This is a genomic window from Aliivibrio friggae (genome assembly GCF_057368515.1).
This window is the reverse complement of record NZ_CM170648.1, coordinates 2904830-2924604: the sequence shown is the minus strand read 5'-3', so window position 1 is coordinate 2924604 and position 19775 is coordinate 2904830. Positions and strand designations below refer to the sequence as shown.

21 protein-coding genes are annotated in these 19775 nt (G+C 40.7%); 9 read left to right on the top strand and 12 right to left on the bottom strand.

The genetic code is table 11. The annotated features are described in order from the left end of the window. Positions 1-160 precede the first annotated feature (160 nt). Positions 161-1687 carry a YifB family Mg chelatase-like AAA ATPase gene (locus tag AC2INI_RS13585; RefSeq protein ID WP_486305031.1) on the top strand — a complete coding sequence of 509 codons (1527 nt, stop codon included), beginning with the start codon at positions 161-163 and terminating at the stop codon, positions 1685-1687. Between the two features lie 100 nt (positions 1688-1787). Beyond that, positions 1788-2645 carry an acyltransferase gene (locus tag AC2INI_RS13580; RefSeq protein WP_122033462.1) on the top strand — a complete coding sequence of 286 codons (858 nt, stop codon included), beginning with the start codon at positions 1788-1790 and terminating at the stop codon, positions 2643-2645. A 65-nt stretch (positions 2646-2710) separates the two neighbouring features. Here the strand turns inward: AC2INI_RS13580 and AC2INI_RS13575 are convergent, their stop codons facing one another. From AC2INI_RS13575 to AC2INI_RS13555, 5 genes are all read right to left on the bottom strand, one after another. Next, a complete protein-coding gene (locus AC2INI_RS13575; RefSeq protein WP_174213440.1) occupies positions 2711-3310 on the bottom strand; it encodes a thiol:disulfide interchange protein DsbA/DsbL in 600 nt (199 codons plus the stop codon). Positions 3311-3354: 44 nt separating this feature from the next. Beyond that, positions 3355-4338 (bottom strand): serine/threonine protein kinase, encoded by a 984-nt coding sequence (locus AC2INI_RS13570; protein ID WP_486305030.1) that lies wholly within the window; start codon positions 4336-4338, stop codon positions 3355-3357. Between the two features lie 58 nt (positions 4339-4396). After that, entirely contained in the window at positions 4397-5815 is a 1419-nt protein-coding gene (ccoG, locus tag AC2INI_RS13565; RefSeq protein ID WP_486305029.1) for a cytochrome c oxidase accessory protein CcoG, read from the bottom strand. A 212-nt stretch (positions 5816-6027) separates the two neighbouring features. Next, a complete protein-coding gene (locus tag AC2INI_RS13560; protein ID WP_122033466.1) occupies positions 6028-6291 on the bottom strand; it encodes a YihD family protein in 264 nt (87 codons plus the stop codon). 93 nt (positions 6292-6384) lie between these two features. Next, positions 6385-6552 carry a hypothetical protein gene (locus tag AC2INI_RS13555; protein ID WP_122033467.1) on the bottom strand — a complete coding sequence of 56 codons (168 nt, stop codon included), beginning with the start codon at positions 6550-6552 and terminating at the stop codon, positions 6385-6387. 240 nt (positions 6553-6792) lie between these two features. Between AC2INI_RS13555 and AC2INI_RS13550 the strand changes: the two genes are divergently transcribed. Next, positions 6793-7578: a sporulation protein gene (locus AC2INI_RS13550; RefSeq protein ID WP_486305028.1), complete on the top strand. Its 786-nt coding sequence runs from the start codon at positions 6793-6795 to the stop codon at positions 7576-7578. A gap of 99 nt (positions 7579-7677) precedes the next feature. Next, positions 7678-8325, top strand: a complete 648-nt coding sequence (gene trhA, locus AC2INI_RS13545) for a PAQR family membrane homeostasis protein TrhA (protein WP_122033469.1) — start codon at positions 7678-7680, stop codon at positions 8323-8325. Positions 8326-8400: 75 nt separating this feature from the next. On the opposite strand, the gene AC2INI_RS13540 is transcribed toward trhA, so the two are convergent. From AC2INI_RS13540 to def, 5 genes are all read right to left on the bottom strand, one after another. Continuing rightward, positions 8401-9846, bottom strand: a complete 1446-nt coding sequence (locus AC2INI_RS13540) for a TrkH family potassium uptake protein (RefSeq protein WP_122033470.1) — start codon at positions 9844-9846, stop codon at positions 8401-8403. Positions 9847-9848: 2 nt separating this feature from the next. Beyond that, positions 9849-11225, bottom strand: a complete 1377-nt coding sequence (trkA, locus tag AC2INI_RS13535) for a Trk system potassium transporter TrkA (protein WP_060993495.1) — start codon at positions 11223-11225, stop codon at positions 9849-9851. 24 nt (positions 11226-11249) lie between these two features. Beyond that, positions 11250-12530, bottom strand: coding sequence for a 16S rRNA (cytosine(967)-C(5))-methyltransferase RsmB (gene rsmB / locus AC2INI_RS13530; protein WP_045103210.1), 1281 nt, complete (start codon positions 12528-12530; stop codon positions 11250-11252). Positions 12531-12634: 104 nt separating this feature from the next. Then, complete coding sequence (fmt, locus tag AC2INI_RS13525; RefSeq protein WP_486305027.1) at positions 12635-13582, bottom strand: methionyl-tRNA formyltransferase; 948 nt, start codon at positions 13580-13582, stop codon at positions 12635-12637. Positions 13583-13647: 65 nt separating this feature from the next. Beyond that, positions 13648-14157: a peptide deformylase gene (def, locus tag AC2INI_RS13520; protein WP_122033472.1), complete on the bottom strand. Its 510-nt coding sequence runs from the start codon at positions 14155-14157 to the stop codon at positions 13648-13650. A gap of 117 nt (positions 14158-14274) precedes the next feature. Between def and AC2INI_RS13515 the strand changes: the two genes are divergently transcribed. The 4 genes from AC2INI_RS13515 to AC2INI_RS13500 are packed head-to-tail and all read left to right on the top strand — an operon-like array spanning position 14275 to position 17351. Further along, entirely contained in the window at positions 14275-15189 is a 915-nt protein-coding gene (locus tag AC2INI_RS13515) for a LysM peptidoglycan-binding domain-containing protein (RefSeq protein ID WP_486305026.1), read from the top strand. Continuing rightward, positions 15182-16291 carry a DNA-processing protein DprA gene (gene dprA, locus AC2INI_RS13510; RefSeq protein WP_486305025.1) on the top strand — a complete coding sequence of 370 codons (1110 nt, stop codon included), beginning with the start codon at positions 15182-15184 and terminating at the stop codon, positions 16289-16291. Before AC2INI_RS13515 ends, dprA begins: the two co-directional genes overlap by 8 nt. Before the next feature lie 2 nt (positions 16292-16293). After that, positions 16294-16767 (top strand): DUF494 family protein, encoded by a 474-nt coding sequence (locus AC2INI_RS13505; RefSeq protein WP_045103205.1) that lies wholly within the window; start codon positions 16294-16296, stop codon positions 16765-16767. An 11-nt stretch (positions 16768-16778) separates the two neighbouring features. After that, positions 16779-17351: a DNA topoisomerase family protein gene (locus tag AC2INI_RS13500; RefSeq protein ID WP_045103204.1), complete on the top strand. Its 573-nt coding sequence runs from the start codon at positions 16779-16781 to the stop codon at positions 17349-17351. Positions 17352-17403: 52 nt separating this feature from the next. On the opposite strand, the gene AC2INI_RS13495 is transcribed toward AC2INI_RS13500, so the two are convergent. Both AC2INI_RS13495 and purE read right to left on the bottom strand, forming a co-directional pair. Then, a complete protein-coding gene (locus AC2INI_RS13495) occupies positions 17404-18516 on the bottom strand; it encodes a 5-(carboxyamino)imidazole ribonucleotide synthase (protein WP_486305024.1) in 1113 nt (370 codons plus the stop codon). A gap of 2 nt (positions 18517-18518) precedes the next feature. Then, complete coding sequence (purE, locus tag AC2INI_RS13490; protein WP_045103202.1) at positions 18519-19004, bottom strand: 5-(carboxyamino)imidazole ribonucleotide mutase; 486 nt, start codon at positions 19002-19004, stop codon at positions 18519-18521. Positions 19005-19204: 200 nt separating this feature from the next. On the opposite strand from purE, the gene tsaC reads away from it, so the two are divergent. After that, on the top strand, positions 19205-19762 hold the full coding sequence (gene tsaC / locus AC2INI_RS13485) for an L-threonylcarbamoyladenylate synthase type 1 TsaC (protein WP_122033477.1): 558 nt from the start codon (positions 19205-19207) through the stop codon (positions 19760-19762). Positions 19763-19775 lie beyond the last annotated feature (13 nt).

Sequence of the window (19775 nt, the reverse complement as noted above, 5' to 3'; positions counted from 1 at the left end):
TTGATAATTCGTTACATTAACTTAGTGGTAACACAGACATGGCTCTCATGACAAGAAAAAACTCTCATTTTATTCACAATTCTCGTTCATTTAGCGCTTATATATAACAAATCAATAAAAAGCGCAGAAATAGTCGCTTTATAAATCATTGGGTAGGGAAATGGGATTAGCAATCATACACAGTCGAGCGTGCGTAGGAGTTGAGGCACCAGAAGTAACCGTTGAGGTTCATATCAGCAATGGGATGCCGGGGTTTAGTCTTGTTGGGTTACCAGAAACCACAGTTAAAGAAGCTAAAGATAGAGTAAGAAGCGCCATTATTAATGCGAACTTTGAATTTCCATCAAAGCGGATCACTGTGAATCTAGCTCCGGCGGATTTACCTAAAGAAGGAGGCCGTTTTGATCTACCAATCGCTCTTGGTATTTTGGCTGCATCTGATCAGATCCCAGAAATAAAATTGGCAGGGCATGAGTTTGTGGGAGAGCTTGCCCTTTCGGGAGAGCTTCGCAAAGTGAAAGGTGTGTTACCCGCAGCATTAGCCTCATTAAAGTCTAATCGATGCTTAGTGGTGCCTGATGAAAATGGCGATCAAGCGGCATTAGTGGGCAAAGATATTCATAAATCCGCACCTCACTTGCTGGCGGTGTGCGGGTTTTTATGTGGCCAGCAGCAGTTGGGATTATTAACCTCTGAAAAAATCGAACAAGAAGTCGAGGGGATGGATCGAGACTTACAAGATATTATTGGTCAGCAACAAGGTAAGCGTGCCTTAGAAATAGCTGCGGCTGGTGGGCACAATTTATTGTATCTAGGTCCCCCTGGAACAGGAAAGACTATGCTGGCCTCTCGTATGAGTGATTTATTACCCAAAATGACGAACGATGAAGCGCTTGAAACCGCGGCAGTCGCTTCCCTAACCCATCAGCATATAGATGAATCTAATTGGCGCTCTCGCCCTTTTCGTTCACCTCACCATTCTAGCTCTATGGCTGCATTAGTCGGTGGTGGTTCGATACCTAGACCGGGAGAGATTTCTCTTGCTCATAATGGCATTCTTTTTTTAGATGAAATGCCTGAGTTTGAAAGAAAAGTACTCGATTCGTTGCGAGAGCCATTAGAGTCTGGAGAAATTGTCATCTCGAGAGCTGCGAGTAAAACTCGATTTCCGGCTCGTTTCCAATTGGTTGGAGCCTTAAACCCAAGTCCTACTGGGTATTACGAAGGAAATAATACCAGAACTAATCCTCAACTGATTCTGCGGTATTTGAGCCGAATTTCAGGGCCATTGCTGGATCGATTTGATATGTCTTTAGAGATCCCCTTACTGCCTAAAGGCACTTTAACGGAAGGAGGCGATCGAGGGGAATCAACCCAAGAGGTAAAAGAAAGAGTCTTATTAGCTCGCTCACGGATGCTGGAAAGAAATGGCAAAATTAATGCATTGTTAGGCAGCAGAGAAATAGATAAGTATTGTCCGTTAGCGAAAGAAGATGCTGCTTTCTTGGAGAACACGCTTCATCAACTAGGTCTTTCTATTCGGGCTTATCATCGGATCATTAAGGTCGCAAGAACCATTGCTGATCTGAATGGTGAAGATAACATCCAACGCATTCATCTAGCAGAAGCCGTGGGTTATAGGGCAATGGATCGTCTCTTAAAGCAATTAACCGCTCAAGCGATTTAGTGTCTTTTTATATAGACGGAAATAAAGTTTCTTAACAAAAAAAGGTCAGGCTTGTTATTATATGGGCAATTTTCACCCTGTTAACGAATGAAGACCCCCTATGTTTGCGAATATCCGACTGGTTGCTAGCGTTTTGCTTGTGATGCTCAATACGGCATTGACCTCTTTAATTATCAGTTTTTTTGCTGTAATTAAGCTTATTCTCCCTTTTGCGGTGATAAAAAAGATCACCGTTTCAATGGCAAATAAAACACTATGGGGATGGGCAACGCTGAACCTTTGGATGTTAAACCTAAATAACAGCATTGAATGGGAAATTGAGGGGGGAGATGAGCTTTCTCAAGAGAATTGGTATTTGCTGCTTTCTAACCACGTAAGTTGGGCTGATATTGTTATTTTATCTTCGGTAATGAAAGATAAAATACCAATGACGAAGTTCTTTTTGAAGTATGAGTTACTTTTCGTTCCCTTTGTCGGTTTAGCCTGTTGGGGCGCTGACATGCCATTCATGCGCCGAGATCCTGAGCGTCGTGATGATGATTTTAAAGCGATTCAAAAATCGTGTGAAAACTTTCGAGCAGTGCCAACAACCGTAGTTAACTTCGTTGAAGGTACTCGTGCAACGCCTGAAAAACTAAAAGAAGCTCGCACACCTTATCAGCACCTGTTTAAACCAAAAATTGGTGGTATTGCTTTTACGTTGTCTGCGATGGGTGAATTGTTTGATGGGATTGTTGATGTGACTTTGGCATACCCTGAGAATCAAACATCGCCATTTATTGATATGCTACAAGGTAAGTTAACTAAGGTAGTGGTACGGATAAACCTTCACCCTAATGATGAGCAGGTTAATGGCGACTATTTTGGTGATAAAGCCTTTAAGCGTGGTTTTCATAAATGGATAAATGATTTGTGGAAAGAGAAAGATGAATATCTGCAAGGCATATTAAATAAGTGATATAAAAAGGGAGCGAATAATCGCTCCCTTTTAGTATCTATTGCTTTTAAAGCGAGACCGTTTTATTACTTCTTAAGTAACCAGTTAACGAGTTCGTAGTACTCTTCAGCACTTTGAATCTTACCTGTTTCAACAAGATATTTGTTATTAACGATAAGAGCAGGAACGCCTGTTAGACCGCTGTCTTGGAATGCTTTATCAAAGCGGTTAACCATAGAGTTAATCGCAAAACTATTGTAAGTACCATCAAATTCATCAGCGTTAACGCCTTCATCTAGGAAGATTTGACGAATTTCTTGCTCATTACGTGGTGGCTTGTTCATGGTATGAATACGATTGAAAAAAACAGGAACCAGTTTATCTTCAACACCAAGAGACACCATCGTAGCGTAAGCTTTACTCATTGATAGGCCCATTTTTCCGCCCATGAATGAAACGTGTGTTTTCTTAAAGGTTGCATTCTCAGGTAATGTTTTCTTTAAGCCCTGAATTAGAGGTTCAAAGCTATTACAGTGTGGGCAGTAGAAAGAGAAGAACTCGTTTACTGTTGGTGTTTTTGATTCAGGAAGGTTTAAAACTTTATAGTAATCCCCTTCCGTAAAGTTTGCTGCGTTGACAGAAAAACTTAGAACTAAAGCACCAAACAGTGCCATCATTTTCTTCATCATGTGTAACTTTCTCCAATCCATTTGTGTTTGTTTTATTGTTATTACCATTGAGGCATTAATTCTAAAGGTGCTTCGTTTAAAGCGGCTATTTGTTCTTTAAACCCAAGCACTTGGCTTTCCCAGTATTTTGCGTCGGCAAACCATGGGAATGCAATAGGAAACGCAGGATCTTGCCAACGTTTTGCTAGCCATGCCATGTAGTGTACCATTCGTAGACCACGCAATGGCTCAATTAGTTTCAGTTGATTGTGGTCAAAATCGCAATATTCAGAATAAGCTTCAACCAGAATATCGAGTTGAACCAACTTATCTTGACGGTCACCATTCAAAAGCATCCAGATATCTTGAGCTGCAGGACCGTTTCTCGCGTCATCTAAATCGACGAATAATGGGCCATCACGCCATAAAATATTACTTGGGTGACAATCACCATGTAAACGAATCGCTTTACTTGGCTGCCAGTGCTGCTCGATTTTTCCAATCAACATATCAAGATCAGAGAAAAAACTATTCTCTAAATAAGGCGGGATGAATGAACTGTTTTCTAATAGTTTTCTTGGTTGATATAAGTATTCATCCAGTCCGACAGTTGGACGATGAGTGAATAGCTCAGACTCCCCAACCTTATGTATTCTACCTAAGTAGCGCCCGACCCATTCAAGTTGATCAAAATTATCTACTTCAAATGTGCGGCCACCTAAACTGTCAAACAGCGCAAACCAATAGCCTTTAGCAAAGTGAAGCGTTTTACCGTTTATTTCTACTGGAGCAGCTACTGGGATATCTTGTTGTACAAGCTGTTTAGCAAATAAGTGCTCTTCTAAGGTTTGAGCTTCAGACCAACGTTGAGGACGATAGAACTTCACAACATAGCGGCGTTTTTCTTCGTCACTGAATTGATAAACACGGTTCTCATAACTATTTAGCGCTAGAAAGCCAGACTCTGCTCTTACGCCTATCTCAGCAAGGGCATGCCACAATAAGTCAGGGGTAAGCGTACTGAAGTTAAAGGCGTATTCAGACATAATGTTTTCTCAAATAAAAAGGGCTCATTATGAGCCCTTTGAGTCAATAATAGAGTGATTATAGCGGTTTAAAGAAACGGCTTTCTGCTTTTATCACTTGTTGGTCATTATTTTTAATTTCAAAAGTAATGGTGGTAATTGGTGCGGATAACTCATCACCATTTGTGCCTAGGCTAATTGGTAAACTTAATACTTCACCAGGATCTACATTTATATCTTGAGCGCCATACCAAGTAACCCCTTCAAGGCCAGTTACCGATAATAGGTAGTTTTGCTCTTGTTGTGTTTTATTGATGATTTTCAAAGTGTACGTATTTTCAATAAGGCCTGTATTGTTGATACGTGATAATTGGTTTCTATCTCGTAGTACATCAAGTCCCATTGGTTCAACTGTGGCTATTTGAGCAATGAACAGACCTATCATTAAGACCATTACGATGCCATAACCGATGAGCTTAGGGCGCATGATATGAGTTTTATGACCTGCCAATTTATGCTCTGTCGTGTAACTGATTAAATTCTTTTCATAGCCCATTTTGTCCATGGTTTCATTACAAGCATCAATACAAGCACCACAGTTAATGCATTCGTATTGTAGGCCATCACGAATATCAATCCCTGTTGGACACACTTGAACACATAAATTACAGTCAATACAGTCGCCTAATCCGAGTTCTTTAGGCTCTTTTTTACGAGATCTTGGACCGCGAGACTCTCCTCGTTTTGTGTCATAACCAACAATGTAAGTATCTTTATCAAACATCGCAGATTGGAAGCGAGCATAAGGACACATATGCAAGCAAACAATAGATCGCATCCATCCAGCATTCGCATAAGTACAGCCAGCAAAAAATAGCACCCAAAAGGCAGGTAAGAACTCACTATTAAAAGTGAATACATCGACCACTAATTCTTTCACTGGGACAAAATAACCAACAAAGGTGAGGCCTGTAGCAATGGCAATCGCAACCCAAGCGAGATGTTTTAAGGCTTTTCTGGCAAGTAAGTTTGATGTCATCTTTAGCTGATCTTGCTTGCGACGTTTGTTTGCCGGACCTTCTAGTTTTTCTTCAAACCAGATGTACATAAATGTCCAAACGGTTTGAGGGCAAAGATAACCACACCATACTCGGCCTAAAAAGGTCGTAATAAAAAAGAGTCCGAATGCGGCGATGACAAAAAGAAGCGCCAATAAGGTGAGATCTTGAGGAAATAAAGTGGTGGCAAAGAAATTAAATTGCTGACTACCAATATCTAATAAAATCGCTTGTCTGTCGCCAAATGAAATCCATGGGGTAAGAACAAATAACGCTAATAAAAACCACCCACCATAGCGGCGTAGTTTTTGGAATGTTCCTTTGCTTTGACGAACATAAATTCCTGAGCTCGGATTAAAACGATCACTGCTGGATTTGTGTGTTTTTGGGTTAAATTGCTTTGGAGTCACATCTTTGATGTCGATCTTATCCTGACTCATTATTCTTCCTAATTATTTTTATGAGGTATCCCAACGATGGTTTTATTGAGCTGAACCATTTCGAGGTCGGTGATATAAGACATTGTCGGCTGAATTATAGCTTGATGAGTGGTTAGAATACGTAGGAAGGTTCAAAGTTAGTTAAAAAAGTGTGTTTTATTTGAGGGTAAATCGATCTGATTCATTATAAATCAGATCGCTATTGTTGATTTTTATAGAAGTCCGCGTGCTTTTAGAATAGCGGTTTTAAAATCGTTTTCTTGATCCTTTGCTAAACCAGGGATCATTTCATCTTTTTCGCTGTTGCGCATTTTTAGATGATAGATAAGAACATCATCCGTAAGATCTTCTAATTTACCTTCATACTTGGTCTCTTCTGCAAGTTTCACTATGAACTGCATAAGATTAAGTTCAGGTTCTTTTTTCCATTCTGGATGGATTAATTCGATAAGTTCATTAACGCGATGGCATTTCATTGAGCATTCTCCCTATTATTATTAAGGGCAAGTATATCGAAGTTATATCGGATATTAAAAGAAAAAGCGCAACCCAAAGGCCACGCTTTTAAATTATGCCGCACAAGAAACTTCAGCTGGGGCTTCAGTTTTTTCTGAAACTACTAGAGTCATTTCTGGTACGTTTTTTTTCGCTACGGCTACTTTTACAAAGTGGCTGCGACGACGATCCACACTATGCGTTGAAGCAGAGCGTGAAAACCTGACAGTCATAGGACGCATTGGTTATCTCTATAGTCAGGCACTTCCTTGGCCAAATTAATGACCTAACTATCTATGAGTTACATCGAGATGAGACTCTTTTTAGCTTTCGCCAATCCAAATAAATAGTCAGGGGATGTGTTCATAAAACACCCATTAAGAGTATCATAAACTGTCAATTAGTCGAGGTGCATCTCAGCGTAATTTTAATTATTAAGCAATACTATAACGATGAAACATGGATGACTCAGGAGAGTAAAAATGTCTTTTTTTAAGAAAACATTGGCATCATTAGGCATTGGTTCTGCAAATGTTGATACGATTATTCATCACGAAGTTTTGATCCCAGGCCAAAAGGTTAATGTCACTATAGAGGTAACAGGTGGAGCCACGGCGCAAAACATAGATAATATCGATTTAACCTTGTGCTGCCAGTATAAAAAAGAGGTTAAGCGTAATCGTGACAATGGTTCCCGGACTGAAGTCATCAAACAAACTCATGTCTTAGCGGATTGGAGTTTGCCTTATGCCTTCACGATAGAGCCTAGGCAAGAGAGAAAGTTTGAGGTTGAGTTAGATCTGCCATTAAACACGCCAGTTACGATTGGTGATGCAAAAGTCTGGGTTCAAACTGGGCTAGATATTGCTCTTGGATTAGACCCTACAGATAAAGACCCTATTACGGTAAGGCCTGATCCGTTACTTGATGGAGTATTAACGGCATTAGAGACTGAGGGGCTACGAATTCGACAAGTTGAATGTGAGTATGCAAAAGACTTTGAACTCCCTTTCGTGCAAGAGTTTGAATTTGTTCCTTTTGATGGCCCTTACCATGGTCGTTGGCGTGAGCTAGAAATTATTGCTTATCGAGATGCTGAGAAGTTACAGCTATGGTTTGAGATTGATAGGCAGCAAAAAGGGATTTCTGGTTTACTATCAAACTTGCTAGGAAGCGGTGAACTAAAGCGGACTCTTTCTTTGTCGTCTACACTGAGTCCTGAAGATGCTGGACAGCAAGTAATTGATTTTTTAAATCAAACGACATAGCTAAGTACGAGTAAATAAAAAACCTCACATTTAAGCTTACAAGTGTACGCCTAAATGTGGCATACTTCCCTTATCGAGTAATCACTTTATGAGATAATGATGTCTACCTCTACTACATATTCAAAAAAAGAAGAATTAGCCAATAGTTTAAGTCATGCGTTAGGTATGATTTTTGGTGTCGTTGCTTTAATACTATTATTAGTAAAAGCAAATTCGGTTGATGCTGATTGGTTAACAATAACAAGTATGTCTGTTTATGGCGCCAGTATTATTTTGCTGTTTCTCGCTTCGACGCTATACCATTCTATTGCCGCACCTAAAGCAAAACGGGTATTAAAAACGCTTGATCACTGTGCCATTTTTTTGCTCATCGCTGGCAGTTACACCCCCTATCTTCTTGTTAGTTTACGTACACCATTAGCTTATTGGTTAATGGGGGTGATTTGGGCGATTGCGTTAATCGGTATTATTGGCAAGATTATCTTTGTGTATCGATTTAAAAAATTGTCACTGATTACTTATCTGATCATGGGATGGTTGTCGGTGATTGCGGTTTATCAATTAGTGATACATATTGATATTAATGGCGTTATTTTGTTAGGACTTGGTGGGGTAATTTACTCTTTAGGGGTTATTTTTTATGTCGCGAAGAAGATCCCATATAACCATGCAATTTGGCATCTGTTTGTACTCGGTGGTTGTGTTACCCAGTTTTTATCTATCTATTACTACGTAAAACCCGTTTAAATACGATTTCCTAATCACAAAAAAATGGCCTAGTGCGTAAACACTAGGCCATTTTTTATATTACGGTAATAGGTGTTAACCCTTCCAAAATGCAGGGAAGAACAGAACTAATACCGTCAATATTTCTAAGCGTCCCATCAACATACCAATACTTAATATCCATTTAGCACTATCAGGTAATGTGGCAAAGTTTCCGGTTGGCCCGACAATGTGACCCATTCCCGGACCTACGTTGGCGACGGCTGTTATTGCACTGGTAATGCTTGTGACAGGATCAAGACCTAAACTGCCTAGCAATGCAGAGATAACGATGATGGTTAAGAAGAAGGTAAACACCAAAGCAACCACTGAACGTGCAATATCATCGGTTACTGGGCGGCCATTATAACGCTGAACAAAAATACCTGATGGATGAATGAGTTTCATCATCTGTTTATTAAGCATGGTTGCTGCAATTTGGAAGCGGAAGATTTTAATCCCACCAGCAGTTGAACCTGAACAAGCCCCTGCCATCATGACAAATGCAAAAATAATCGCTGGGAATGCGCCCCATGCGGTGAAGTCGTCTAAGCCAAATCCAGTGGTCGTGATTACCGAGATAATATTAAATACAGACACTCGTAATGCATCCATAACCTCGTAATCGTTATGAATGACTAACCATGTCGCCACAAATAAACTCGTGATTAAAACGAGCTTTAAATAGCCAACGACTTGAGCATCTTTAAATAGAACTTTAGGATCGCGCTTTTTAAGAACCTGAATAAATAACAAGAAAGGCAAACCACCAGCAAACATGAAGAAAGAAGCGACCCAATGAGTACTATTGGAAAATCGATTCATAGAGCTGTCTGATGTTGAGTAACCACCCGTGGATAACGTGGTAAAAGCGTGGTTTATTGCCTCAAACGGTGTCATCCCTGTAACCAAGTAACTTAAAAAACATAAGAGCGTTAAGCTTAAATAGACACTGACTATGTATTTGGCTACGTATTTGGTTCTTGGGGCGCTTTTTTCTGACCAATCAGAGGATTCTGTTTGGAACAATCGCATGCCACCTACATTTAACATCGGCAAGATAGCTACTGCCATTACGATAAAGCCGACACCACCAAGCCATTGCAGAGTCGATCGCCACAGTAGAATACTTGGCGCCATATCATCTAAGCCACTGAGAACCGTTGAACCTGTCGTTGTTATCCCTGACATGGTTTCAAAGTAAGCGTCAGTAAAGCTAATGTGGTTAATGAATACAAAAGGCAGAGCTGCAAAGGCGCTGGCTATTGTCCATACGAGTGTAGTGATAAGAAACATATCCCGTACGTTCATTTTAAACTGCTTACTGCGGCCCAAAGTTAAACAAGCAAATGCCACTATGTGTGTAATAGCAACCGCTTGTGCAAATTCGATAAAACCGCCAGTACCAGTAAATAAGGCAACAAGGGTTGGGATATACATGAATAGGGCTAGCTTAGACAGCACAAGCCCTATAACAAATAAGATCGGTTTGTAGTTAACCATAATTACAAGAAGAACGGACTCGGTTGGAATAAACGTTCAACATCCTGAACGTATTTTTTATCCACTAGGAACATAACAACGTGATCATCCTGTTCGATCACAGTTTTATCGTGTGCGATGAGAACCTCTTCACCACGAACAATCGCACCAATAGTTGTACCTGGTGGTAGCTTGATGTGTTGTACTTCTTTACCAACCACTTTAGAGGTCGTTTCATCACCATGAGCAATTGCCTCAATCGCTTCAGCTGCGCCACGACGAAGAGAAGAGACATTTACGATATCAGCACGGCGAACATGAGTTAATAGTGCTGAGATCGTTGCTTGTTGCGGAGAAATAGCAACATCAATCACGCCTCCTTGAACTAAATCGACATAAGCACCACGTTGGATCAGTACCATTACCTTTTTGGCACCCATGCGTTTCGCAAGCATGGCCGACATGATGTTGGCTTCATCTTCGTTGGTTACCGCAATGAAGACATCAACTTGATCGATATGCTCTTCACTAAGTAACTCTTGATCGGCTGCATCGCCACAGAAGACAATACTTTCTTCAAGCAACTCTGATAATTGCTCTGCGCGTTTCATGTTACGTTCAATGAGCTTAACGCTGTAGTTTTGCTCTAAACGTCTCGCAAGACCTGCACCGATATTACCGCCACCAACAATCATAATTCGTTTGTATGGACGCTCTAAACGTTGCAGTTCACTCATTACTGAACGAATGTGATTACTTGCTGCAACAAAGAAAACCTCATCATCGGCTTCAATAACAGTTGTTCCTTGAGGTCGAATAGGACGACCTTGACGGAAAATTGCCGCAACACGAGTATCAATATGAGGCATATGATCACGAAGTGCAGATAGTGCGTTTCCGACAAGTGGGCCGCCATAGTAGGCTTTTACTGCTACCAAGCTAACTTTTTTCTCAGCAAAACTCGCCACTTGGAGTGCGCCAGGGTATTCAATTAGACGCTCGATATAGCCCGTAACTAACTCTTCTGGTGCGATGAGATGATCAACAGGAATAGCATCTGATTGAAATAAACGCTCTTTTTCTTTTAGGTATTCAGGTGAGCGAATACGAGCAATACGGTTAGGAGTATTGAAAATAGTAAAGGCTATCTGACAAGCAATCATATTGGTTTCGTCAGAGTTGGTTACGGCAACCAACATATCAGCATCTTGTGCACCAGCCTCTCTTAAGGTATCTGGGTGACTGGCAAATCCTTGAACTACGCGTAAGTCGTATTTATCTTGTAACTCACGCAGTCGCTCTGAACTCTTATCAACAACCGTAATGTCGTTGTTTTCGCCAACCAAGTTTTCAGCTAATGTGCCGCCAACCTGCCCTGCACCTAAGATTATGATTTTCATACCGCTTGCTCGCTCGTATATAGATTATGCTTTTTGTAGAACAGCGTAATAGAAGCCGTCCATATTTTCTTCACCAGGAAGAATTTGACGCCCAGGTTTTGCTGGATCAGTATTATCTACCAAAGAGGCATTTTCTGTGCGCTCTAAAAAGGCTTTTACTTGATCGCAGTTTTCTTGCGGTGTGATTGAACACGTCGCATACACCATGGTGCCGCCAGATTTTAACTGTAGCCACATTGCATCAAAGATTTCACTTTGCAGTTCAGCAAGCGCTTTAATATCTTCTGAACGACGCAACCATTTGATGTCTGGATGACGACGAATAACACCAGTAGCAGAACAAGGTGCATCTAATAAAATACGGTCAAACTGTTCGCCTTTCCACCATTGTTCAGGATAACGAGCATCACCACAAATAACTTTTGCTGTTAAGTTAAGGCGTTCTAAGTTTTCGTACACGCGAGTTAAGCGTGTTTCATCACAATCGATAGCAACAACGTTTGTGTCTTTTGTTCGCTCTAAAATATGTGCAGTTTTGCCACCAGGAGCAGCACAGCAATCAAGGATTAGTTCGCCATCTTGTGGCTGTAAGTACTCAGCCGATAATTGAGCGGCAGCATCTTGAACTGACACCCAACCTTGCTCAAAACCAGGCAAGGTAAATACATCACGCGCTTTATCTAATAATAATGCGTCGGTTGCTTGGCTGTGTGGGGTTACTTCGATCTCTTCTTTTTCAAGTAGAGCGATGTATTCATCGCGAGTATGGTGCTGACTGTTTACGCGTAACCACATTGGTGCCTTGTTGTTGTTGGCTTCAACAATCGATTCCCATTGGTCTGGGTACGCTTCTTTTAGCATTTTTAGTAACCAACCTGGGTGACCATATTTACCAGAGTCGTGGCTGATAGATTTGGCATCCAACTCTTCTTGGTTACGTTGATAGCTACGAAGAACACCATTAATTAAGCCACGTAGTTTTGGGCCTTTTAGGTTTTTCGTGCCTTCAACGGTTTCGCCAACCGCGGCATGAGCAGGGATACGCATGAAGCTTAATTGGTAAATACCGACTAAGATCAGGTGGTGAAAAACACGTTGCTTCCCTTTTAGCGGTTTATCCATAAGAGATTGAGCAACCGATTCCAAACGAGGAAGAAAGCGCAATACGCCATAACAAATCTCTTGCAGTAAAGCCTGATCACGAGGTTTTATCTCGGCTTGAGCTTTTGGAAGTGCAGAAGAGAGAGAATGACCCTGATCGACAACTTGATAAATAACTTTTGCTGCCGCAGCACGAACGTTCATGTCATCACCTAAAATATGATTGGCAAAAATAAAATGGCAAATATGATATTTGCCATTTAAAAAATAACGGTAGCAATTATGCCACCTTTTTATGTTTTGAAGAATTAGTTAAGTGTATTATCCACTTCGAACCATTCTTTACGAGAATTCAAGATATCTTGAACGCCCATCGCTTTTTTTCCAGGAACTTGCAGTTGTTCAAATACAATCGCGTTTGAACCAGTTGCCACATAGATCCCTGTTTTATCTGCTTGAATAATAGTGCCTGGCGTTGCGTTCCCTGTGTAGGTTTCTACACGAGATTGCCATACTTTAATCGCTTTATCTTCAACAGAGAAATGGCTCATCGGCCAAGGATTAAAAGCACGAACACAACGCTCAATAGCATCTGCATCCATAGTCCAATCAATCTTAGCTTCTTCTTTGCTCAGTTTCTTCGCGTAATTAGCCAGTTCATCGTTTTGCTTTTGTGCAACCGCAGTGCCATTCGCAATCGTAGATAAACAATCAACTAAAGCAACTGGACCAAGTTCAGCTAACTTGTTGTACATTGATGCGCTGGTATCTGTTGCTTCAATTGGTAGCGTTGCAATACTTAGCATGTCACCAGTATCTAAACCGATATCCATTTGCATAATGGTTACGCCAGTTTCGGCATCGCCAGCCCAGATTGAGCGTTGAATTGGAGCAGCGCCACGCCAGCGAGGTAAAATTGAACCATGAACGTTAATACAACCTAATTTAGGTGTATCAAGTACCGCTTGTGGTAATAGTAGCCCATAGGCAACCACAACCATTAAATCTGCATTTTGATCGGCAAGTTCTTGCTTTGCTTCGTCAGTTTTAAAGTTTTCTGGTTGGAACACGGGAATGTTGTGTTCAAGAGCCAGCTCTTTTACTGGGCTTGCCGTCAGCTTTTTACCACGGCCCGCAGGACGATCCGGTTGAGTATATACGCCTATCACTTCATGGTGAGAGTCGATAAGTGCTGATAAATGGCGAGCGGCAAAATCGGGCGTGCCCGCAAAAATAATGCGTAATGGTTTATTCAAGTTGACCTCGGTATCTCTAATATCAATCCAAATAAGTAGCGTAGTAATTATTTGGATTGTTATGGCTAGTTTTTAGCGTTGAATTTTTTGATCTTCTCTAACTTTTCTTTGATACGTTTACGCTTTAACGGCGATAAGTAATCAACAAAAAGTTTGCCATCAAGGTGATCTAATTCGTGCTGAACGCAGATAGCTAATAAGTCATCAGCATCAAAGCTAAATTCTTTACCATCGCGATCAAGAGCCGTTACTGATACTTCAGCAGAACGAGGAACCATTCCTTTTGCGCCTGGAACAGATAAACAACCTTCTTCAATGCCATCATCGCCACTTTTTTGTGTGATAACAGGGTTGATTAATACCATTGGTTCGTCACGAGTGTCAGAAACATCGATCACAACAATACGCTGGTGGAAATCAACTTGTGTAGCAGCAAGGCCAATACCTTCTTCGTCGTACATGGTTTCAATCATGTCATCGATGAATTTTTGGATTTCAGGTGTTACTGCTTCTACCGGTTTTGCTACGGTACGTAGACGATCGTCCGGGAACGTTAATACTTCTAATAAAGCCATAATTACTCTAAATGTTGAACTGCGCCGAAAACGGCATGAACCTAATAGTTCCAATTCTAGACATTTTATTAGGCAAATGACAGCATCGGTTTAAATGTCTGACAAGGAAAGCGGACCGTGTTTAAAAAATTACTCTTGTTTAGCTCGTTATTGAGTTTTATTACCTATTCGTCAGCGTCTCTTTCATCTGATGATAAGTTGATGTTAAAAAAGGATTCCCCAACCAATAATGATCTCAAACCATTAAAAAAACTGTCGCCTAAAGTCCATATTATCGTTAAAGAACCAGCCCCAGCAGTCCCCGCTAGTTTAGTCGCTCATTATTTGCAATCAGATAGGTTAATTGACGAAGAGGATTATTTGCATGCATATCGGGTGCTTGGTACGAGTGATGGTAGGCAGTTTTTGAGTCGCAATGAACGCGTCTATGTGGATGCTAAATTAATAGATAAAGAATGGGGCATTTATCGGTCCGTGAAGGTGTTCTCTAGACATGGCCATAAAAAAAATGCTCATGCACTTCGATTGATAGCAGTTGCTGAGCTTGCTGAAAATAATGACAAAATAAGTGGTTTAAGAGTGACTAAACAGCAACAAGAAATATTAATGAATGACGTTGTGCTCCCTATTCCTGCTGATGACGTTAACAGCAAGCTTAAAACTACATTCTATCCGCAGCCTGGGCCGGCAGACATTAATATATCAATATTAGGTTCTATTCATGGCGGAGATTATCTCGCGGTTAATCAAGTGACGATTATTGATAGAGGAAGTGATGATGGGTTACAGCAAGGAAGTAGGTATCTTTTAAAAGAAGAAGGACGAGAGGTTAATGGCCATCGGGGGGAGTATTACTATGATTCTAATAATATTGAGAAAGAAGGATTTCAATTACCAAAAATAGAGATCGGGGAATTGATTGTTATTAGACCTTATAAGCAATTTAGCTTGGCATTGATTACTCGAGGTGAAAGGCCAATAAATAAAAATACGTTGGTGATCTCACCAAAAAAAGGAATCGATTATGAATAACTCTGAAGCGCATTTATCGGCTTGGCTAACACTCTGTTTTTGCCCACGAGTTGGAGGGAAAATTATGACCCGCCTACTCGCTGTTGATTCTCCTGAAAATATACTGCAATACAGCAACGATAAACTTCGCTCTCTTGGTTTGTCTTCAGCCCAAATTTCTTATCTACAACAGCCAATGAATGCAGAGGTTGAAAAGTGTTTAGAGTGGCAAAATGAAAGTGATATTAATGTCATCCTGCCACTAACGAGTTCTTTGTACCCCAAGCTACTTTCAGAAATAAGCGCCCCACCGCCGGTACTATTTGTGAAAGGAGATCCGCTTACGTTATCAGAGCCTCAAGTTGCCATTGTTGGTAGTCGCAATGCCAGTTTGGAGGCGCTTGATTGTGCGAAGCAATTTGCAGGCGCGATTGTTCAGCATAATTATGTGGTGACGAGTGGTTTGGCATTAGGTGTTGATGGGTATGCGCATCATGGAGCCATTGAAGCGAAAGGAAAGACAATTGCAGTGCTTGGTTCCGGGTTGGAGAAACTCTATCCTGCCAAACATCGTACTCTTGCTCATCGAGTGATAGATAACGGTGCTTTGGTTTCTGAGTTTCGACCAGATGCCCCGCCAAGAGCGGATAACTTTCCAAGAAGAAACCGTATTATTAGTGGATTATCGACCGGGGTTCTTGTGGTCGAAGCGGCGGAGCGGTCAGGTTCTTTGATTACAGCAAGATATGCAAACGAACAAGGGCGAGAAGTTTTTGCGCTTCCTGGCTCGATACAAAATCCGACGGCGAAAGGAACAAATGGGTTAATAAAGGCAGGAGCAAAGTTAGTCTCTTCACCTGATGATATTTTTGATGAAATTGGAGCCCTAACGGAGTGTGCAATATCTCATCAACCATCGTTGTTTGAGCAAGAAGTTATCACAGAACAATTGCCATTTCCCGAAGTGTTCGCTACCGTAGGCAGTGAGGCGACGCCTGTCGATATAATCGCAGAGCGATGTCAGACGCCTGTACATGAAATCATGATGCAATTGCTTGAATTAGAGTTGCAAGGTTTCATCGCTGCAGTCCCAGGGGGTTACATTAAAAAGCGGAGGGGCTAGCCATGATGGATGTTCTTATGTATCTATTTGAAACATATATCCATAGTGATGTTGAACTGAGTGTAGACCAAGAGAAATTAGAAGACGAATTACTTAAAGCTGGCTTTCATCAAGATGCGGTATATAAAGCATTAGATTGGCTGGAAGATTTAGCACGCTTACAAGAAGATGATTCTTATACGCACGTAGAGCAAAGTACATCAACGTCAATGCGTGTATATACGCAACAAGAAATTGATGGGATCGATACAGATTGTCGTGGTTTTTTACTTTTCTTAGAGCAAATTAAAGTACTGACGAGTGAAACTCGAGAAATGGTTATCGAGCAAGTGATGGCCTTAGAAACGGAAGAATTATCATTAGATGACCTGAAATGGGTTGTGCTGATGGTGTTATTTAACGTTCCTGGTCAAGAGAGCGCTTATACGCAGATGGAAGAATTACTTTATACTGCAGATGTTGGTATAACGCATTAAGGTTTCATTGAATGTCTGGAAAGATTGATAAACAATTATTTAAAGCTCATGAGCACGCTTTAGAACATGAAAACTGTCCTCAATGCAGTGGTGAATTGACGATTCGCTATGGTAAAAGAGGTCCGTTTTTAGGCTGTCAAAATTATCCTGCATGCGATTATATTCGACCATTAAAAAGTAATGATGGGCACATTGTTAAAGAATTAGGGATCCCTTGCCCTGAGTGTGAAAATGAATTAGTACTAAGGCAAGGCCGTTATGGAATGTTTATTGGTTGTTCTTCTTATCCTGAATGTTCGCATATTGAATCTTTAGAACAAAAAAAAGAAGACGAATCGAAAGAACTAATTGAGTGCCCTAGCTGTAAAAAAGGTTTATTACATGAGAAAAAATCACGTTTTGGAAAGGTTTTTTATGCGTGTGATGGCTACCCTATTTGCCGGTTTGCTGTTAATCAAGAACCAGTAAAAGGGAGCTGCCAGAAATGCAATTTTTCTTTATTACTAAAAAAAGAAATGGCTTCAGGCACCAAGATTGTTTGTGCGGATAAAAAATGTGGCGCAACGCAAGAGAATAAAGAGTAACTCGAACTCGATTCATTAAAATAGAGTGAGTTACTCTTTAAGTTTACAACTCTTACGAAAGAACTCGAAAAACCTCACTATCTAATATGCTAGATAGTTTGATTAGCTCTTTTTGTAACTCCTCAGGAGATGAGGCACACACATTAATGTGACCCATTTTTCTACCTGCTCTTTTTTCTTTTCCGTACCAATGAATATGGCAGTTAGGCATGGTTAATAGCTCAGAAGGCAAAGTATCTTCACCTAAGATATTAATCATTGCCGTAGAGCGTAATAATGTAGAGCCTATCAATGGAAGATTACAAACCGCACGAATATGCATTTCGAATTGACATACATCTGTACCTTGTTGCGTCCAGTGACCTGAATTATGAACGCGTGGAGCAATTTCATTAACCAGCAACTTACCTTCAACGTCGAAAAACTCAATAGCCAACACACCGATATAATCTAACTCATCAGCAATTGCTGAAAACATGCGATCAGCTTGTTCTTGTAACTCACTTGTGCCTTCTAATGCAGTAGAGAGTGCAAGTACGCCATCAACATGAACGTTTTCAGTAAGAGGATAAGTTACAAGTTCCCCATTTTTATTGCGTGCGCCAATGAGAGACACTTCACGATTAAAAGGAATAAATTGTTCGGCAACCATGGCTTGATTTGGTGTGCTCTGGATTAATTCATTCATTTCTTCCCAAATTTGTTCTATTTGAGATTTATCTTTTAAGCGCCATTGCCCTTTGCCATCGTAACCACCGAGTGCACTTTTTAATACCATTGGGATCCCAACAGTATCGATTGCATCTAGGAAATCTTGTTTTGAATTTATGATGTGGTATTTCGCATTGCTTACTTCAGCATTATCTAACAGAGACTTCTCTAATCGGCGATCTCCCCCTGCTTTAATTGCATTAGGGTTTGGTTGGAACTTACCACTTTGACTGCATGTATTTAAAATATCATGTGGGATGTGTTCGAATTCAGCAGTAATGACATCAACGTCGTTAATCGCTTGTTCTAATGATAAATCAATTACCTGCTGAGTTAGAGGGTGAACAATTTGTTTGTTATTCACATCATAAGCAATAAGATCAATATTTAATGGGGCGCTAGCCAGTGACATCATTCGAGCTAGTTGTCCTGAGCCTAAAACAAGAACGTTCATGATTAATCCTCTGATGGATCTGGATTTTCTAATACCATTTCAGTCTGTTCTTTACGGAACGCTTCTACTGCTGCCATGACATCTTCATTGTATGTACCAAGAATTTGAGCAGCAAGAATACCTGCATTTGCAGCGCCCGCTTCACCAATAGCAAGCGTACCAACAGCAATACCTTTTGGCATTTGTACAATTGAAAGAAGTGAATCCATACCTTTTAAAGCACGAGATTGTACTGGAACACCAAGAACAGGAATGCTTGTAAATGCGGCAGCCATTCCAGGTAGATGAGCCGCACCGCCTGCACCTGCAATAATTACTTTAATACCACGATCTTTTGCTTGTGTAGCATAGTCAGCAAGCAGTTGTGGAGTTCTGTGAGCCGAAACCACTTTTGTTTCATAAGGAACATTAAAGCGCTCAAGCATCTCTGCGGCTAGTTTCATTGTAGGCCAGTCTGATTTTGAACCCATGATAATACCGACTTTCATTGTGAACTCCTTGGATAAAGATATTGGCAATATAGAAAAAGTTGCAGGCATTATACGGTTATTTTTTGTTAAGGAAAACGTTTGCGTCGGTAAAAATATAAGTTATTCACGATTGTTGACAATTCAAAAAAGGAAAGCAGTTGTGTGATTTGAGTAGATCAATAGAATAGAAGCTATATAGATAGAAGAGTGGTGTAAATGTGAAGAATCTAAATCAAGTCGTAGAAGCTCTAAAACGTGGTGATGTGATTGCTTATCCTACCGAAGGGGTTTTTGGGGTCGGTTGTGATCCAGATAATGAGCAAGCTCTTTTAAAGTTATTAGAGGTAAAAAAGAGACCACAAGAAAAAGGGTTGATTTTAATTGCAGGATCTATGGAGCAACTTGAGCCATATATCGAGCTAGGTGATCTTAGTTTAGAGCAAGTGAATGCAATTAAAGAATCATGGCCGGGACCGGTTACTTGGATTGTCCCTGTTAGCTCTAAAACTTTGCCTCTAGTGACGGGACAATTTAATAGCATCGCTGTGCGAGTAACAAATCATCCGCAAGTGAAAGCGATTTGCTCTGCTTTTGGAAAACCGATCACATCAACCAGTGCAAATTTATCCGGACTTGAGCCTTGTCGCAGCGTTGATGAAGTGGAATATCAATTAGGTGATAGCGGAGTTGTTATTTTTCAAGGTGAGGTTGGTAATAGAACTCAACCAACAGAAATTCGAGATGCTAGAACAGGTAATACCTTACGCCAAGGCTAATGCATCAACTCTT

What these genes read in the sequence shown, in the direction of transcription:
- AC2INI_RS13585 (WP_486305031.1), top strand. Translation starts at nt 161, where the DNA reads ATGGGATTAGCAATCATACACAGTCGAGCGTGCGTAGGAGTTGAGGCA.
- AC2INI_RS13580 (WP_122033462.1), top strand. Translation starts at nt 1,788, where the DNA reads ATGTTTGCGAATATCCGACTGGTTGCTAGCGTTTTGCTTGTGATGCTC.
- AC2INI_RS13575 (WP_174213440.1), bottom strand. Translation starts at nt 3,310, where the DNA reads ATGAAGAAAATGATGGCACTGTTTGGTGCTTTAGTTCTAAGTTTTTCT.
- AC2INI_RS13570 (WP_486305030.1), bottom strand. Translation starts at nt 4,338, where the DNA reads ATGTCTGAATACGCCTTTAACTTCAGTACGCTTACCCCTGACTTATTG.
- ccoG (WP_486305029.1), bottom strand. Translation starts at nt 5,815, where the DNA reads ATGAGTCAGGATAAGATCGACATCAAAGATGTGACTCCAAAGCAATTT.
- AC2INI_RS13560 (WP_122033466.1), bottom strand. Translation starts at nt 6,291, where the DNA reads ATGAAATGCCATCGCGTTAATGAACTTATCGAATTAATCCATCCAGAA.
- AC2INI_RS13555 (WP_122033467.1), bottom strand. Translation starts at nt 6,552, where the DNA reads ATGCGTCCTATGACTGTCAGGTTTTCACGCTCTGCTTCAACGCATAGT.
- AC2INI_RS13550 (WP_486305028.1), top strand. Translation starts at nt 6,793, where the DNA reads ATGTCTTTTTTTAAGAAAACATTGGCATCATTAGGCATTGGTTCTGCA.
- trhA (WP_122033469.1), top strand. Translation starts at nt 7,678, where the DNA reads ATGTCTACCTCTACTACATATTCAAAAAAAGAAGAATTAGCCAATAGT.
- AC2INI_RS13540 (WP_122033470.1), bottom strand. Translation starts at nt 9,846, where the DNA reads ATGGTTAACTACAAACCGATCTTATTTGTTATAGGGCTTGTGCTGTCT.
- trkA (WP_060993495.1), bottom strand. Translation starts at nt 11,225, where the DNA reads ATGAAAATCATAATCTTAGGTGCAGGGCAGGTTGGCGGCACATTAGCT.
- rsmB (WP_045103210.1), bottom strand. Translation starts at nt 12,530, where the DNA reads ATGAACGTTCGTGCTGCGGCAGCAAAAGTTATTTATCAAGTTGTCGAT.
- def (WP_122033472.1), bottom strand. Translation starts at nt 14,157, where the DNA reads ATGGCTTTATTAGAAGTATTAACGTTCCCGGACGATCGTCTACGTACC.
- dprA (WP_486305025.1), top strand. Translation starts at nt 15,182, where the DNA reads ATGAATAACTCTGAAGCGCATTTATCGGCTTGGCTAACACTCTGTTTT.
- AC2INI_RS13505 (WP_045103205.1), top strand. Translation starts at nt 16,294, where the DNA reads ATGATGGATGTTCTTATGTATCTATTTGAAACATATATCCATAGTGAT.
- AC2INI_RS13500 (WP_045103204.1), top strand. Translation starts at nt 16,779, where the DNA reads ATGTCTGGAAAGATTGATAAACAATTATTTAAAGCTCATGAGCACGCT.
- AC2INI_RS13495 (WP_486305024.1), bottom strand. Translation starts at nt 18,516, where the DNA reads ATGAACGTTCTTGTTTTAGGCTCAGGACAACTAGCTCGAATGATGTCA.
- purE (WP_045103202.1), bottom strand. Translation starts at nt 19,004, where the DNA reads ATGAAAGTCGGTATTATCATGGGTTCAAAATCAGACTGGCCTACAATG.